We start from the raw sequence: 14,222 nt of genomic DNA, 5'->3' as shown, positions 1-14,222 counted from the left end.
ATATCCCCAAGCGATTAGCAGCCTTTCATTCCACCAATACCAACCCGCCATACCGCCTTCCCCGCGCCTCTTCACCCCCACCAAATTGGCAGTTCTCGTGCGATGCGGCTCGGCGGTCGGATCGCAGCTGCGTCCGGGTGCAAATCTCCGGTTGCGTCCGTCGCTATCGTGAACTACAAATCTAAAGTTACGCTGGCTCGATTTTTGGCGGGCCGGGCTTCCGTTCAGAACCGTTCGAACGACAGGGAGAGTGCCGTCATGGGAATGCGCCCCGATCCTACCTTTCATGCATCGCCGAAGCTCGCGATGGATGCGCCGGCGGAAGAATACGCGTACACGGTACTGCTAAGTCCGGACTCCTCGCAGCCCGACGCGCTGGCCGTGATCGACGTGAAGCCCGGTTCGCCGACTTATAGCCAGGTGGTCCACACGGTGCCGGTGCCGAACAAGGGCGACGAATTCCATCACTTCGGCTGGAACGCGTGTTCGTCCGCGTTGTCGCCGTTGACGGGCCACGCGTTTCTGGAACGTCGCTATCTGATCATTCCGGGCATGCGCTCGTCGCGCATCTATATCGTCGATACGAAGCCGCATCCGACCCAGGCGAAGATTCACAAGATCATCGAGCCGGAGGAAATTTTCCGCAAGACCGGCTATTCGCGTCCGCACACCGTGCATTGCGGACCGGAAGGCATCTACGTGAGCACGCTCGGCGGTGGTGGCAAGGACGGCACCGACGGGCCGCCCGGAATCTTCATCATGGACTGCCAAACATTCGAGGTGCTGGGCCGCTGGGAAATCGAGCGCGGCGCGCAGGAAAAGCATTACGACTTCTGGTGGAATCTGCCGCGCGACTACATGGTGTCGACCGAATGGGCGCTGCCGCCGCAATTCGAAAACGGCATCGTGCCCGAAGACCTGCTCGCGAACAAATATGGCCACCGCGTGCACTTCTGGGATCTCCGCGCGAGGCGCAACGTGCAGACGCTCGATCTCGGCGCGAATCATCAGATGGCGCTCGAAGTGCGGCCCGCGCACGACCCGAGCCGCGAGTACGGCTTTATCGGTGTCGTGGTCGATACGACGAATCTGGAAGGGTCGATCTGGACCTGGTGGCGCGAAGGCGGCCACTTCCACATCGAAAAGACCGCGACCATTCCACCGGAGCCCGCGCATGCCGACGAGTTGCCGCCATTGCTGCAAGGTTTCGGCGCGGTGCCGCCGCTCGTCACCGACATCGATCTTTCGATCGACGATAAATTCCTCTACGTCTCCTGCTGGGGTACCGGCGAGATGCGCCAGTACGACGTCAGCGAACCGCGCAAGCCGAAATTGACGGGCTCGGTGCGCATCGGTGGAATCGAACATTGCACGCCGCATCCGAACGGCAAGACTTTCGCCGGCGGTCCGCAGATGGTCGAGATCAGTCGCGACGGCAAGCGCATCTACTGGACCAACTCGCTCTATTCGACGTGGGACGACCAGTTCTACCCGGATGGTGTGCCCGGCGTGCAAGTGATGGCGCATGCCGAGCCCAATGGCGGTCTCGAGCTCGCCGAAGATTTCTTCGTCGAGTTTCCCGCCGGCTATCGCGCGCACCAGATTCGCCTCGAAGGCGGCGACTGCTCGACCGATTCATTCTGCTATCCCTCGGTGGGCGTTTGAGCGTCGCGATGTCGCCGCAAACGGCACTGTGGCTGGCCGTCCTCGCGAGCGGTGTGTATCACGGACTCAATCCGGCGATGGGTTGGCCGCTCGCGGTGTCGAACGCGCTGATGCAGCGGCGCTCGCAAGCGCTGGTCATAGCGCTTCTTTATCTCGCAGCGGGGCACGCGCTCGCCATATTGCTGATGATGCTGCCGTTCGCAATGCTGGCCAGCGTGCTCGCGTGGCAGCGTCAGATGCAGATCGGCGCGAGCGTGCTGGTGATCGGCTTCGGTCTGGTGTTGCTGATGCGCCGGCGCCATCCGCGCGTACTGGCGAGAATTCCGCCGTCGCGGCTCGCGCTCTGGTCGTTCGCGGTGGCGATCGCGCACGGCGCCGGCTTGATGCTGGTGCCGATCTACCTCGGTCTGTGCCGCGCCGACGCTATGGACAGCGCGCACAAAGCCGCCCAAACGCTGATCGAAACGAGTCTGCGCATGGCGCTGTCGGTCTCCGCCGTGCATGCGGCGGCGATGACGATGGCCGGCGGCGTGCTCGCATGGCTCGTTTATCGCTACCTCGGGCTCAGGTTCGTGTCGCGCAGCTGGTTCAATCTCGATGCGGTGTGGGCGTCGAGTCTGATTCTGGTGGGGGGCGTGTCGCTGGCGTTGAATGCGGCGGCAGTGGGTGTTTCCAGTTGATTTCGACGAGGCCGACGAGGCCTATGATGGCCCCGGGCACAGCATATGCTGCGTAGCTTCGGGCAGGGACGCCATTCCGTGCGGGTCCTGATTTTTCCTCTCGTCATCTACACCCGGAGAAGATCATGCCGCTGAAGAAAGGGACATCGAAAGAGACCGTATCGCACAACATCAAGACCGAGTCGAAGCATGGCAAGCCGCACAAGCAGGCTGTTGCGATCGCGTTGAATCAGGCGCGCAAGTCGGGCGCGAAGATTCCGAAGAAGAGTGAGAAATAAGCTGCTTCAGCACGCGCGGTCGTACCCATGACCGACACGCCGCAGAAAAAGCGCGCGCATGGCGACTCGCAATCGGAGCCAGCGGATGTTGAACCCGATCAGCATCCGGCGAAGCTCGGCGATTGCCGCCGTTGCGCGCTCTGGCGCAACGCGACTCAGGCCGTGGCAGGCGAAGGGGAGCGGTACGCGTCGATCGTGCTGGTCGGCGAGCAACCCGGCGACATGGAAGATCTGCAGGGCAAGCCCTTCGTCGGGCCGGCCGGCGCATTGCTCGACAGGGCGCTCGAAGAAGCGGGCGTCAAGCGTAACGACGTCTACGTGACGAACGCCGTCAAGCATTTCAAGTGGATCGCGCGCGGCAAGCGTCGCTTGCACAAAACGCCCGCTCAGCGTGAAGTGGATGCTTGCGGCTACTGGCTGGAACAGGAACTCGACATGCCGCATGTGCGTGTGGTCGTGGCACTGGGCGCGACCGCGTTGAAAGCGGTTGTTCACGACTCGCACGCGCGCTTGCAGGACGCGTTCGACAAAACGCTCGAGCGCGGCGAGCAACGCGTGGTCGCGACGTACCATCCGTCGTTTGCGCTGCGCGCGCCGGACCCTGAAACGCGTCGCGAGGTGTACGAGCGAATCGTCGCAGCGTTGCGCACCGCACAGAAACTGGCCCATGGCGGCAAGCGCTCAGGATGACGCGGGCGCGTGCGTCGCTCGTAATGCGAGGCCTTTCATCAATCGTTGTGCGTCGAACGGCGCCCGAGCTTTTACATCGTTGTCGAAGTAGCAGTAGACGTCTCGCGCGGCTCTGCGAGGCGGCCGGAGTTGCGGCGCGATCAATCGCGCGTCGGCCGGTTGCGAGCCGCCGCGCCATGCATCGATTCGCTCGGCCCATCGTTGCAGAGCGTCGTCCCCATACGAACCCGAGTATTTGGCTTCGCTGCCGTGCAGGCGAATATAGACGAAGTCCGCCGTCAGATCTTCGGCGACGGGCCACGGTTCGGTGGAATCTGAAACGACGAGCGCGACGCCGTAATGCCGAAGCAAGGTCACGAACGCCGGATCGACAAAGCTCGCGTGGCGCACTTCGACCGCGTGACGCAACTTCCGCTTGCGATCGATGTCGACGTAAGGCGTCTTGACACGCGCGTCATGTTGCTTCGCCAGCGCCGATGCGCTTGTGATGTCGGACGGCAACACGCGCAGAAAGCGCTCCATTGCGTCGGGCTCGAATCGGAACGACGGCGGAAATTGCCATAGGATCGGACCAAGTTTTTCGTTCAACGCGAGTAGCCCCTGCGCGAAGAAGTTCGCGATGCCGACACGTGCGCTCGCATCGCGAAACCGCAGCATATGAGTCAGATAGCGCGCGCCTTTGATGCCAAACACGAAGCCGTCAGGCGTTTGCGCGTACCAACGCTGCCAGCTATCGAGCGATTGAAGGCTGTAATGCGTGCCGTTGATTTCGATCGTGCCGAATAGCGCCGACGCGTACTGTAATTCCGCTGCATGTTTGAGATCCTCTGGGTAAAAGCTGCCGCGCCAACCTTGGTAGCGCCAGCCGGAAATGCCGATACGCACATCGCCGGTTTTCTTCATTCGCGCGTCGAGTCCGGCGGAATGGCGTTCGGAGTCCGGTTCCGGCTCGACGGATCGCAGCGTCATTGAATACGCGCGATTTGCTTCGCCACCGCGGCCGGGCTGTCGAAATTGTGATCGGGCAGACGGTCGACCAGATCGACGATGTCGGTATTCGCGTGATTTTTGCGCGCCTGCGCGGCCAGCTTTTCGCGTGTGGTCGGGTAATTCACGCCACTGATTGCTTTTTCGACGTCAGCGGGATTCGGCTGACCGGGGTGGCGGTGATCCTGGGAATGGGCGGGGTGCTGTGACATGGTTCCTCCTTGAATGAGTCCATCACGACTGTGCGCCTACCGGTAGGTGTCGCATATGTCGTGCCTCGGCGCGCGGGCTCGTGTTGCGTTTTCCAGCGGCGCACGTCGCGCGGATGAAAAAGAACCCAGCGATAAGGAACGCGGCTTGCGCGCAGCCAGCAAAATAGCGCTGCTGACACAGGACCTTTCGAGGAGCAGGCCATCATGAGCACGATGCTCGCATATCGCATTCACCGCTTCGGCGGTCCCGAGGTGTTGAAGGCTGAAAATATCGAGATCCCCGAGCCTGGCGCGGGCCAGGTGCTGGTGCGCGTGCGCGCGGCGAGCGCGAATCCGGTGGACCTGAAGACGCGCTCGGGCCAGTACCCGTTGATTCGCGAAGAGAAGCTGCCCTATACGCTGGGGCGCGATTTTTCCGGAGTGGTCGAACGGGTCGGCGAAGGCGTCGGGCGATGGCGCACGGGCGAGCAGGTGTATGGCTTCGTTGGCCAGGGACAGGGTGCGTACGCGGAATTCGTTGTCGTGCCCGCGAGCGCGCTAGCGCGTGCGCCGGAAAAACTGGATGTGGGGTCCGCGGGCGCCGTGCCGCTCGCCGCGTTGACCGCGTGGCAGGGCCTGTTCGATCACGGCTGCCTCGAAGCCGGTGGTCGCGTGCTGATCCATGCGGGCGCGGGTGGCGTTGGACATTTCGCCGTGCAGTTCGCCAAGCAGAAGGGCGCGCAAGTGTACGCTACGGCGTCCGGCGACGGCATCGAGTTCGTGCGCTCGCTCGGTGCGGATCGCGTGATCGACTATCACGCGCAGCGCTTCGAAGACGTCGCGCGCGACATCGACCTCGTGTTCGATCTGATCGGCGGCGATACGCAGCGCCGCTCGTGGTCGGCCGTCGCGACCGGTGGCGCGCTGGTCTCGACGCTCAATGAGCCTTCGCAGACCGAGGCGTCGAACCATGGCGCACGGGCCACGCGTTATACCGCGCGACCCGACGGCCGGCAATTGACGGAGATCGCGTCGTTGCTCGACAAGGGCAGCGTGCGCGTCGTGGTCGCCGAACGGTTTGCGTTCGATGCGACGGCCAAGGCGCTGGAACGGCTCGCGAAAGGCCACGCGCGCGGCAAGATCGTGGTGGAGGTGGCGTCGTAGTACGGAGAGCGCGCTGTTTGCTAGTCCGGATTCGTGTCGTCGCTCGCGCTGCGCAGCGGCGCGCGGCTCTGATCGTTATTCAGATGCACGAACTTTCTCAACAGTCTCAATAGCTCTCGCGCGTCCTCGTCTCCCATCCCGTCGAGCAGGCCGTGATTGAGCGCGTTGACGCCGGGGATCAATTCATCGAGCAACTGCTCTCCAGCCGGCGTCAGCAATAGACGACGCTGGCGGCGCGGCAGAACTTCGCGCACGATCCAGCCTTTCGCTTCGAGCCGTACCGCGATATCGGCGGTGGTCGACGTGTCGAGGCCGACTCGCTGCGCGAGCGTGACCTGATCGAGTCCGGGCAATTCCTGCAGCATTCTGAGCACCGCATACTGAACGGGCGTCACCTCGCGTCCGATCAGATCATGAAACATGGACACGGAAATCTGATGCGCGCGTCGGATCAAATGGCCGGGCTGATCGTACAGATCGATGCTGATCGCGGAAGTGCTGGTATCGGTTGAAGTGACCATATTAGTTCTGAAGACCTCGCGCCTTTTCGTTGCGAATGGAAATGGCGAACCGGCGTTCGTGTTACCTGATTGAAAGTTCGTCTAGGGGAAAACCTTCATTTAATCATTAAAGATTCATTGAGTACACTGAATCTCAATGAGTAGGCTGAATGTAATGCACGAATAATCCAGGGAGTGAGACTGACATGTTTCCCAAGAATGCGTGGTATGTCGCATGTATGCCCGATGAAGTCGCGGATAAGCCGCTCGGCCGGCAGATCTGCGGCGAGCCGATGGTTTTCTATCGCAACGCGGAAGGCGCCGTGGTGGCGCTCGAAGACTTCTGTCCGCATCGCGGCGCGCCGCTGTCGCTCGGTTTCGTGCGCGATGGCACGCTCGTGTGCGGCTATCACGGCCTCGAAATGGGCTGTCAGGGCAAGGCGACCGGCATGCCGGGGCAACGCGTCAACGGCTTTCCATCGATTCGCAGCTATCCAGTGATCGAACGCTATGGCTTCGTCTGGGTGTGGCCCGGCGATGCGGCGCAGGCCGATGCCGCCAAGCTGCATCATCTGGAGTGGGCCGAGAGTGCCGAATGGGCGTACGGCGGCGGTCTTTATCACATCCGCTGCGATTACCGGTTGATGATCGACAACCTGATGGATCTGACGCACGAGACCTATGTGCACGCGAACAGCATCGGGCAAAGGGAGATCGACGAAGCCGCGCCGAAAACCGTGGCCGAAGGCGATACCGTGCGCACGAGCCGTTTCATGGAAAACGTCGCGGCCCCGCCGTTCTGGAAGATGGCGTTGCGCGGCAATGGTCTCGCCGACGACGTGCCCGTCGACCGTTGGCAGATCTGCCACTTCACGCCGCCGAGTCACGTGCTGATCGAGGTGGGCGTCGCGCATGCCGGGCATGGCGGCTATCACGCCGCGCCGGCCGACAAGAAAGCGTCGTCGATCGTGGTGGATTTCATCACGCCGGAAACGCAATCGTCGATCTGGTATTTCTGGGGCATGGCGCGCAATTTCCGTCCCGACGATCCGGCGTTGACCGCGAGCATCCGCGAAGGGCAGGGCAAGATCTTCAGTGAAGATCTGGAGATGCTCGAACGTCAGCAGCAGAACCTGTTGCGCTGGCCCGAGCGCAATCTGCTGAAGCTCAATATCGACGCGGGCGGCGTGATGTCGCGTCGCGTGATCGATCGGCTCGTCGCGCAGGAACGCGCGGCGACGGGCGCGCCGCAGGCTGAAGTGACGCGCGTCATTCCCGTGCGGACGGCGACATGAATCATCCCGTGCTGAATGTGGTGGTCGCGCGCCGGCGCGACGAAGCGCCCGGTATCGCGAGCTTCGAACTCGCGAGCGAAAACGCTCAGGCGTTGCCGCCGTTCGACGCCGGCTCGCACGTCGATGTGCATTTGCCAAACGGGCTCGTGCGTCAGTACTCGTTGTGCAACGATCCGCGCGAAACGCATCGCTATCTGATCGCTGTGCTGCGCGACGAAGGGGGACGCGGCGGATCGAAAGCGGTGCACGATCTGGTCCGCGAAGGCGATCTCCTGCAGATCGGCGCGCCGCGCAATCATTTCGCGCTCGCTGACGATGCGGCTCATCATCTGCTGCTCGCGGGCGGGATCGGCGTCACGCCGATTCTTTGCATGGCCGAGCGGCTTGCCGCCACGGGCGCTTCGTTCGCCATGCACTACTGCACGCGCTCGAAGGAACGCACGGCGTTCGTCGAGCGTCTTGCGCAAGCTGGCTTCGCGAAGTCGGTCCAGCTTCATCACGATGACCATCCGGGCGGCTCGACGTTCGATATCGAGCAGACGCTCAGCGATGCGCCGGCCGGCACCCACTTGTATGTCTGCGGTCCGCGCGGCTTCATGGACTTCGTGCTCGAGACCGCGCGTGCGAAGGGCTGGCCGGAAACCAGGCTGCACTACGAGTTCTTCGGCGCGGCCGCGAATCAGGCGGCGACGGGCGGCAGCTTCCAGGTGCGCATCGCGAGCAGCGGCGCGACGATCGACGTGCCGCCCGAATGCACGGTCGTGCAGGCGCTGGCCGCGCATGGCGTCGAAGTGATCACGTCGTGCGAGCAGGGCGTGTGCGGTACCTGTTTGACGCGGGTGCTGTCCGGTGAGCCGGATCATCTGGATTCGTATCTGACCGACGAGGAACGCGCGGCCAACGATCAGTTCCTGCCGTGCTGCTCGCGTGCGAAATCGCCGCTGCTGGTGCTCGATCTGTGATTTTCGGCGGTACGACGGGCCTGTTGCCCGTCGTACCGCTTATTTATTGCGCTTTTCCCTCAGAATCCGACGAACTTACCGTGCGCACACTCAACGCCGGATCGTGCGCAATCGCTTCTTCGGAGAACGGAATAATCGTCCAGCGTTGGGCGGCGTAATCACGCGTCCCGTCGGCATAGTGCGGCGACGCCGGGTCATCCGATTCTGACGGTGCGAGCAGCGTGCGCGCGACCACCTGAGCGCCGGCGAACGACACTATCTGCAAATAGGTATCGCCCATTGGTTTGACGTTCATCGAATAGCCGCTCGCATCGAAGGGATGCGCGGCACACGCCGAGGTGAAATAGCCGCCCGCGTCGCAACCCCCGAATAGCGCAATGCGCTCGTCGTTGCGTTGCACGTAGAGCGCCGCGCTGCGCGGTGCATCGATCGCGATGCCGGCGCGTTGCAGTGCCGCGAGCGCGTCATGCAGCGCGGCGGCGAGCTGCGCCGGATCGGCGGCGATGCCCGCGGGTGTGGTCAACGGCTTCGCGGGATCGAACGGTACCGCGTATAGCTGCGCGGGCGGTATCGTCAGCAGACGTCGCCACAGTTCGTCCCACAAGGTTGCCCCCACTGCGTCGGCCGCGGCCGTATCGTCCCATGCGGCGAGTACCTTGCACGCCGCGCGCTGCTGGTCGGCGTTCGGGTCGGCCGGCAGGGCCGCGAGCGGGTCGCTGCCGCACAGACGTTCGAGCACGGGTTGCTTGAACAGCAACGCCGACATCGAGCGGCTGTCGAGCGCAGCGTGACCGAGCGCATCGGCGCAAACGCCATGCGGATCGCTCTGCAATTGCGCCGCGATCGTATGGCCCAGTCGCGTGCGCAGCGTCTGCGGCGTCGCGGTCGCACCGATGATCTTCGCATAGCCGGTCATCGGTGCGGCCGGGTTGCTGAGCCAGTAACTGTCGTTGAAATTGCCGACATAGTCGCGCCGAAGCAGCGACGGCATCTGCGCGACCGGCAACGCATGATGCTGTATCGCGCCGGGCTCGTCGCGCCAGTCGCAGTCGCTGCGCGAACCGTCGAGGACCGGCACGCCCGGCATGATCCGCGCCAGTGCCCGGCCGACCGGCGGCGTGCAACGCTGCGTGAGTTCGTCGGGCACGTCCGGGGTCGCGCCGATATCCGCGTACCAGACCCGCGGATCGTCGCGGCCGATCGCGAGCGTGTTGACCCACGGCATCGCCGCGTTCTTCTTCTGGATGGCGACGAAATCGTCGAGCGAGGCCGCCTGATTCCATGCGCGGAAGTTTTCGAACACGCGGAAGTTGTCGGTATTGATATCGCGCAGCGCGAACGCCTGCTGCGCATTCCACGCGAGCGCGGGCGACATCGTGCCGAGATTGACCAGCGGTCCGAAGCGCGAACGATACAGCGTGCGCGACACGGTATGCAGCGAACCGTCGGCGGCGCGTACCTCGACGTACACGCGCGTCGGCGTCATCGCTTCGCTGTTGCCGTCGACCTGATACCGGGTTGGCGCGCCAGGTTCGAGCGTCAGCTTGAAGAGGCCGAAGCGCTTCGCGGTGGAGACGGTATGGGTCCAGGCGACGTTGTCGTTGAAGCCGATCATGATCAGCGGTACGCCGAGAAACGACACGCCGCTGACGTTCAGCTTGCCAGGAAGAGTGAGTTGAGCCTGGTAGAAGCGATCGGGGCCGGTCCAGAACCAGTGCGGATTGCCGAGCAGCAGCGCGCTGCCGGTGTGCGTCGCGTCCGCGCCGAACGCGAGAGCGTTGCTACCGATGCCCGCATGGCCGCCGAATTCGGCGAGCGGTGGGTCGACGGGGGCGTCGTCGTGCAACGCGCTTTGCGGCGGCACCGGCATCGCCTGGGGCGGTTGCGCGGTCGCGATCGCGTTGATGAAGCGCGCCTCGCCACCGGCCAGATTCGCCGTGATCTGACGCCGGTACAAGTCCGCGTTGCTGATCTTGCCGAGCCACGGCGCCGCGCGGCAGGCCACATGCGCCCCCGGGAAATCGCCGTGCGCGAGATCGGCGACGTAGCGGTTATAGCCGGCGACGAAGCCGTCGATCAACGCGCGCATGTCGTCGGTCTGGCTTTTGCGGTAACGCGCGACGCTCGCATCGTCGACGATGAAACGGAAGAAGAAATCCGAATTGAGATTGTCGGGCTGGCCGAACGTCGCGCCGAGCGTGGGCCGCGCGTCGGCACCGAAGAAGCGCGAGCGTTCGCCGCGATAGGTGACGAAGCTTTCGGCCATCGTGCACAGATCGTCTTGCGCCTGCGCGTAGCCGTATCCGTAGCCGAGGCTGCCCCAGTTGTCGGCGTTGATGTGCGGAATGCCGAGCGCGGTGCGGCGGATGTCGGCGCGATACGGGCCGGTGTGCGCGACGTTGTCCGCATCGGGACTCGCGCAGCTTTGCAGAGCGGCGGCGACGGGCAGGGCGATCAGCAGAGCGGCGAGGCGGCGGAGCGGAGAGACGTTCGAACGCATGGCCTTTTGTGGTTGGGCGGACGTTGAGCGATGACGGGCGTGTCGCAATCGCGAGCTTAGCGGGGAATTGGCGGCGGGTCACGCTGGGGCTGCGAGCGGTTTCTCCGCCACGCCAGCACCCTCGGCGGACGCGGCCTGATTTTTGCTGATCTGCTCGGGCGTCGCCTCGTTCGCAGGCGACGGCGCGTGTCGAACGATCATCACTCTCAGCGGAGCCGCCAGTGGCAGCAGCGGAAGCATCCGGAACGTCAGGCCGGCGCGTCAGGGACGGCAGCTTCACGTTGTTACCGGCGCTGGCTATCGGTTTCGCCAACTCCGCACACGCGAACACGATGGCGCCGCTGAACTACTTCCTGCACGCGGCTGGCCCGGCGGCTCGTCCGACGCTGTACCTCGGCTGGGTTTTCACCGCGATCGTGACGCTGGTCACGCTGATCGTCGCTGGCCTGTTGATCGGCGCGATGGTTCGCAAGCGTCCCCCGGCGCAACCGGATGCGCTGAGCGCCGAGCCTGGCGGCATCCGCTGGGTGTTCATTGGTACCGCGGTGTCGTCGGTCGTGCTGTTGGCGATGCTGGTCTATGCATTGATCACGCTCGAATCGGTGGCGTCGCCCGCGTCGTATCCGCAATTGACGATCACCGTGACCGCTTACGACTGGTGGTGGAAAGCCGATTACCGCGACGATCCGAACCCCGCCCGCAACTTCGGCACGGCGAACGAGATTCATATTCCGGTCGGTGAGCCGGTGAAGATCGAACTCAAAAGCGCGGACGTCGTGCACGCATTCTGGGTACCGCAACTCGCGGGCAAGACGCAGACGATTCCAGGCCAAACCAACGAGCAGTGGCTGCAGGCGGACCGTCCCGGTATTTATCGTGGGCAGTGCTCGCAATTCTGCGGCGCGCAGCACGCGCATATGGCGTTCGAAGTGATCGCGCAGGACGCCGCGGCGTTCAACGCGTGGCGCGACGCGCAGGGACGCGTGGCCACCGTGCCCACGGGCGACGCGGCTGTCGCGGCCGGCCAGCATCTGTTCGAGGAGCGCTGCGCGGGTTGCCACACGATTCGCGGCACCAAGGCGACTGGCCTGCAGGCGCCCGATCTGACGCATCTCGGTTCGCGTCGCACGATCGCGGCAGGCGCGCTCAGCAACACGCCCGACCATCTGCTCGACTGGATCGAGCACGCCCAGCGGATCAAACCCGATGCATTGATGCCCAGTATCGCGCTGACCACCAGCGAGGCCGCCGCGTTGTCGGCGTATCTCGCGACGCTGCATTGAAGCGCATCGCACTCGAGGAGTCCGTTCAATGTCCGACCATCCCGCTTCCGCTTCGCTACCCGCACTGACCCGCACGCCGCGGCGCGGCCGTGTCGAGCCCGGCAGCGAGGAGGAAAAGCGGCTGCGCGAAATCTGGGAGTCGCGGCCCGGCTGGCGCGGCTGGTTCTCGACGGTCGATCACAAGACCATCGGTTTGCGCTACCTGGTGACCGCGTTCATCTTTCTGCTGATGGGCGGCGTCGAAGCGCTGATCATGCGCGTTCAACTGGCGCGCCCCAACGCAACGGTGCTGACGCCCGAACAGTACAACCAGCTGTTCACAATGCACGGACTGACGATGATCTTTCTGTACGCGCTGCCCGTTCTGTCCGGCTTCTCGAACTATCTATGGCCGCTCGTGCTCGGCGCGCGCGACATGGCCTTTCCGCGCCTGAACGCGCTGTCGTATTGGGTGTTCCTGTTCGCCGGCATCTTCCTGTATGCGAGTTTTCCGACGGGCCAGGCGCCCGACGCCGGCTGGTTCAACTACGTGCCGCTGTCCGGTCTCGAGTACAGCAACGGCCCGAATATCGACGTATACGCGCTAGGCATGGTGCTGCTAGGCATTTCGACGACGGTCGGCGCGATGAACTTCGTCGTCACGCTGCTGAGGATGCGCGCGCCGGGCATGTCGCTCGATCGCGTGCCAGTGCTCGTGTGGGGCACGCTGACCGCGTCGGGCGGCAATCTGTTGGCGGTGCCGTCGGTGAGCCTCGCGTTTCTGATGCTGTGGATGGACCGCCGCATCGGCACGCATTTCTTCGACGTGCTCAATAGCGGGCGGCCGCTGCTCTGGCAGCACCTGTTCTGGATTTTCGCGCACCCGTGGGTCTACGTGGTCGTGTTGCCGGCCATGGGCATCGTGTCGGATGCGTTGCCGGTCTTTTGCCGCCGGCCGCTGGTCGGTTACGGGCCGGTCGCGTTGGCGACGGTCGCGACGATGGTGATCGGCTTCGCCGTGTGGATTCACCATATGTTCGCGACCGGTATCCCCGCGCTGGCGCTGTCGTTCTTCGGCTCGGCCAGCATGGTCATCGCGGTGCCGAGCGCGGTCGCGACGTTCGCCTGGGTCGCGACGATCTGGACCGGTCGCCCCGTGTATCGCGTGCCGTTCCTGTTTTTCGCGGGCTTCGTGCTGCTGTTCGTGATCGGTGGCGTCTCGGGCGTGATGACGGCCGCGGTGCCGTTCGACTGGCAACTCACCGAGACGTACTTCGTCGTCGCGCATCTGCACTACGTGCTGCTTGGCATCAACGTGTTTCCGGTGATCGGCGGCATCTACTTCTGGTTTCCAAAATTCACCGGCAGGATGACGAACGAGCGTCTCGGCAAGCTCGCGTTCTGGGTGCTGTTCATCGGCTTCAACGTCGCGTTCTTTCCGATGCATATCGCGGGACTGCTCGGCATGCCGCGCCGCATGTACACGTATCCCGCCGACATGGGCTGGAACACGGTGAACCTCGTCACGTCGCTCGGTTCGTTCCTGTTCGCGGCCGGCGTGCTGTTGTTTCTGATCGATATCGCGGTGAGCCTGAAGCGCGGCAAGCTCGCCGGCAACAATCCGTGGGACGCGCCGACGCTCGAATGGTCGATCAGCTCGCCGCCGCCGCCGTACAACTTCGCGGTGGTGCCGACGCTCGCGAGCCGGCATCCGTTGTGGGAAGGCCGGATCGAGGAGCCGGGCGACGCGGTTCAAACACGCTCGCAACTCGACGAAGGCTATCTGCTCGCGCAAGGTCGCGAAGCGTTGGGCACGACCGCGCTCGAGGCGAGTCCCGACGTGATCCTGAAGATGCCCAAAGATTCGTACGCGCCGTTCTGGCTCGCGGTCTTTGCCGCGCTACTGTTCGCGGGGCTCGAGTTGACCGCCTGGGTGTTCCTGGGGGCGACGCTGGCCGGCTGCGCGGTCTCGATCATCACGTGGCTGTGGCCCGAGCGCGCGCTGATCCAGCGCGAGCCGGTCGCGGTCGAGGATGCGGGGGGCTGAC

At 64.0% G+C, this 14,222-nt stretch carries 13 protein-coding genes; 9 read left to right on the top strand and 4 right to left on the bottom strand.

Annotation, left to right across the window (positions count from 1 at the left end; translation table 11 throughout):
• The first annotated feature begins 258 nt into the window (after positions 1-258).
• The 4 genes from HDG39_RS15245 (at position 259) to HDG39_RS15230 (ending at position 3,313) form a co-directional block, all read left to right on the top strand.
• Positions 259-1,665 carry a selenium-binding protein SBP56-related protein gene (locus HDG39_RS15245; RefSeq protein WP_184006686.1) on the top strand — a complete coding sequence of 469 codons (1,407 nt, stop codon included), beginning with the start codon at positions 259-261 and terminating at the stop codon, positions 1,663-1,665.
• Positions 1,666-1,673: 8 nt separating this feature from the next.
• Positions 1,674-2,345, top strand: a complete 672-nt coding sequence (locus HDG39_RS15240; protein WP_184006684.1) for a hypothetical protein — start codon at positions 1,674-1,676, stop codon at positions 2,343-2,345.
• Between the two features lie 125 nt (positions 2,346-2,470).
• The gene (locus tag HDG39_RS15235; RefSeq protein ID WP_018437257.1) at positions 2,471-2,623 is read left to right on the top strand and encodes a DUF6496 domain-containing protein; all 153 of its coding nucleotides are present in this window, start codon (positions 2,471-2,473) and stop codon (positions 2,621-2,623) included.
• A gap of 27 nt (positions 2,624-2,650) precedes the next feature.
• Positions 2,651-3,313 (top strand): UdgX family uracil-DNA binding protein, encoded by a 663-nt coding sequence (locus tag HDG39_RS15230; protein ID WP_184006682.1) that lies wholly within the window; start codon positions 2,651-2,653, stop codon positions 3,311-3,313.
• Here the strand turns inward: HDG39_RS15230 and HDG39_RS15225 are convergent.
• Positions 3,305-4,216 (bottom strand): DUF72 domain-containing protein, encoded by a 912-nt coding sequence (locus HDG39_RS15225; protein WP_184006995.1) that lies wholly within the window; start codon positions 4,214-4,216, stop codon positions 3,305-3,307. The two genes, HDG39_RS15230 and HDG39_RS15225, sit on opposite strands and share 9 nt — an antisense overlap.
• A 62-nt stretch (positions 4,217-4,278) precedes the next feature.
• A complete protein-coding gene (locus tag HDG39_RS15220; RefSeq protein ID WP_184006680.1) occupies positions 4,279-4,512 on the bottom strand; it encodes a DUF2795 domain-containing protein in 234 nt (77 codons plus the stop codon).
• 204 nt (positions 4,513-4,716) lie between these two features.
• Between HDG39_RS15220 and HDG39_RS15215 the strand changes: the two genes are divergently transcribed.
• Positions 4,717-5,655: an NADP-dependent oxidoreductase gene (locus HDG39_RS15215; protein ID WP_184006678.1), complete on the top strand. Its 939-nt coding sequence runs from the start codon at positions 4,717-4,719 to the stop codon at positions 5,653-5,655.
• Positions 5,656-5,675: 20 nt separating this feature from the next.
• Here HDG39_RS15215 and HDG39_RS15210 read toward each other — a convergent pair whose 3' ends face one another.
• A complete protein-coding gene (locus HDG39_RS15210; RefSeq protein ID WP_018424636.1) occupies positions 5,676-6,176 on the bottom strand; it encodes a MarR family winged helix-turn-helix transcriptional regulator in 501 nt (166 codons plus the stop codon).
• Positions 6,177-6,361: 185 nt separating this feature from the next.
• On the opposite strand from HDG39_RS15210, the gene HDG39_RS15205 reads away from it, so the two are divergent.
• Together HDG39_RS15205 and HDG39_RS15200 are read left to right on the top strand one after the other, a co-directional pair.
• A complete protein-coding gene (locus HDG39_RS15205) occupies positions 6,362-7,450 on the top strand; it encodes a Rieske 2Fe-2S domain-containing protein (protein ID WP_184006676.1) in 1,089 nt (362 codons plus the stop codon).
• Positions 7,447-8,412, top strand: coding sequence for a PDR/VanB family oxidoreductase (locus HDG39_RS15200; RefSeq protein ID WP_184006674.1), 966 nt, complete (start codon positions 7,447-7,449; stop codon positions 8,410-8,412). Before HDG39_RS15205 ends, HDG39_RS15200 begins: the two co-directional genes overlap by 4 nt.
• Positions 8,413-8,455: 43 nt before the next feature.
• Here HDG39_RS15200 and HDG39_RS15195 read toward each other — a convergent pair whose 3' ends face one another.
• Positions 8,456-10,912 (bottom strand): penicillin acylase family protein, encoded by a 2,457-nt coding sequence (locus tag HDG39_RS15195; RefSeq protein ID WP_184006672.1) that lies wholly within the window; start codon positions 10,910-10,912, stop codon positions 8,456-8,458.
• A 332-nt stretch (positions 10,913-11,244) separates the two neighbouring features.
• On the opposite strand from HDG39_RS15195, the gene coxB reads away from it, so the two are divergent.
• Both coxB and ctaD read left to right on the top strand, forming a co-directional pair.
• Positions 11,245-12,195, top strand: coding sequence for a cytochrome c oxidase subunit II (gene coxB / locus HDG39_RS15190; RefSeq protein ID WP_311666671.1), 951 nt, complete (start codon positions 11,245-11,247; stop codon positions 12,193-12,195).
• A gap of 28 nt (positions 12,196-12,223) precedes the next feature.
• Entirely contained in the window at positions 12,224-14,221 is a 1,998-nt protein-coding gene (ctaD, locus tag HDG39_RS15185) for a cytochrome c oxidase subunit I (protein ID WP_184006670.1), read from the top strand.
• Position 14,222 lies beyond the last annotated feature (1 nt).

This window comes from Paraburkholderia lebeckiae, assembly GCF_014201005.1.
In the GTDB taxonomy this organism is placed as follows: domain Bacteria; phylum Pseudomonadota; class Gammaproteobacteria; order Burkholderiales; family Burkholderiaceae; genus Paraburkholderia; species Paraburkholderia tuberum.
Note: the sequence above shows the minus strand (reverse complement) of the source record. Positions and strands in the feature narration are given on the sequence as shown.

Coding starts and splice junctions, on each gene's coding strand:
- HDG39_RS15210 (WP_018424636.1), bottom strand. CDS start 6,176: ATGGTCACTTCAACCGATACCAGCACTTCCGCGATCAGCATCGATCTG.
- HDG39_RS15215 (WP_184006678.1), top strand. CDS start 4,717: ATGAGCACGATGCTCGCATATCGCATTCACCGCTTCGGCGGTCCCGAG.
- HDG39_RS15245 (WP_184006686.1), top strand. CDS start 259: ATGGGAATGCGCCCCGATCCTACCTTTCATGCATCGCCGAAGCTCGCG.
- coxB (WP_311666671.1), top strand. CDS start 11,245: ATGGCGCCGCTGAACTACTTCCTGCACGCGGCTGGCCCGGCGGCTCGT.
- HDG39_RS15220 (WP_184006680.1), bottom strand. CDS start 4,512: ATGTCACAGCACCCCGCCCATTCCCAGGATCACCGCCACCCCGGTCAG.
- HDG39_RS15235 (WP_018437257.1), top strand. CDS start 2,471: ATGCCGCTGAAGAAAGGGACATCGAAAGAGACCGTATCGCACAACATC.
- HDG39_RS15230 (WP_184006682.1), top strand. CDS start 2,651: ATGACCGACACGCCGCAGAAAAAGCGCGCGCATGGCGACTCGCAATCG.
- HDG39_RS15240 (WP_184006684.1), top strand. CDS start 1,674: ATGTCGCCGCAAACGGCACTGTGGCTGGCCGTCCTCGCGAGCGGTGTG.
- HDG39_RS15200 (WP_184006674.1), top strand. CDS start 7,447: ATGAATCATCCCGTGCTGAATGTGGTGGTCGCGCGCCGGCGCGACGAA.
- HDG39_RS15225 (WP_184006995.1), bottom strand. CDS start 4,216: ATGAAGAAAACCGGCGATGTGCGTATCGGCATTTCCGGCTGGCGCTAC.
- HDG39_RS15205 (WP_184006676.1), top strand. CDS start 6,362: ATGTTTCCCAAGAATGCGTGGTATGTCGCATGTATGCCCGATGAAGTC.
- HDG39_RS15195 (WP_184006672.1), bottom strand. CDS start 10,912: ATGCGTTCGAACGTCTCTCCGCTCCGCCGCCTCGCCGCTCTGCTGATC.
- ctaD (WP_184006670.1), top strand. CDS start 12,224: ATGTCCGACCATCCCGCTTCCGCTTCGCTACCCGCACTGACCCGCACG.